Origin of the sequence: Psychrobacter sp. N25K4-3-2, from assembly GCF_015351755.1 — a bacterium.
GTDB lineage: Bacteria > Pseudomonadota > Gammaproteobacteria > Pseudomonadales > Moraxellaceae > Psychrobacter > Psychrobacter glaciei.
The window spans coordinates 1-649 of record NZ_JADKLX010000026.1 but is presented as its reverse complement, the minus strand read 5'-3'; the positions used below and the strand labels follow the sequence as shown (position 1 = coordinate 649).

At 43.8% G+C, this 649-nt stretch carries 1 protein-coding gene and 1 pseudogene; both read left to right on the top strand.

The features are described from left to right. A partial coding sequence (locus IOD06_RS13470; protein WP_194621267.1) for a copper resistance protein B occupies positions 1-387 on the top strand: 387 nt, incomplete at its 5' end. Between the two features lie 27 nt (positions 388-414). Beyond that, positions 415-649: pseudogene (locus IOD06_RS13465) on the top strand (DUF305 domain-containing protein); the annotation flags it as partial.

Genomic DNA, 649 nt, shown 5'->3' with positions numbered 1-649 from the left:
GATAACGCTGCCCTTATGGCAGGTATTGTCGGTACCGCGCCGTATTTTATCGAAACAGATGCGAGAGCCTATTTATATACCGATGGTCAACTTCGCCTTGATTTAGGCGCAGAGTACGAATGGCGTTTGGATCAGCATTGGGTGGTCATACCAGAGGTGGGGTTAACTGCCTTTAGTAAAGATGACCATGATAATGGTATTACCAAGGGCTTTAATGAGATGGAAGCTGAGGTCAGGCTGACTTACGAGACGTTCAGTCGCCAGCTAGCCCCTTATGTGGGTGTCAGTTATGAGACAGCGCTTGGCAAGGCTCGTGGTCAACGACGTCAAGAAAATGAATCGGTTGATAGCAGTAGTTTGACTGCGGGGGTCAAATTCTGGTTCTAATTTTATTAAAATAATAGGGGATATACTATGAATACTTCAGATCAAAACAACATGGATCCTCAACAGGGCATGAACCCTTATGTAAAGTTCACCCTGATGATTGTGACGTCTACGATTGTGATGTACATCATGATGTATTTCAATACTTATGAATGGGATCATATTTATTTTAGTGAAACCCGCGCTTATATGGCGCTCTACATGGGTGCCGGTATGGCAGTGGTCATGTTGGCATTTATGACCAATATGTATAAGAAGACCA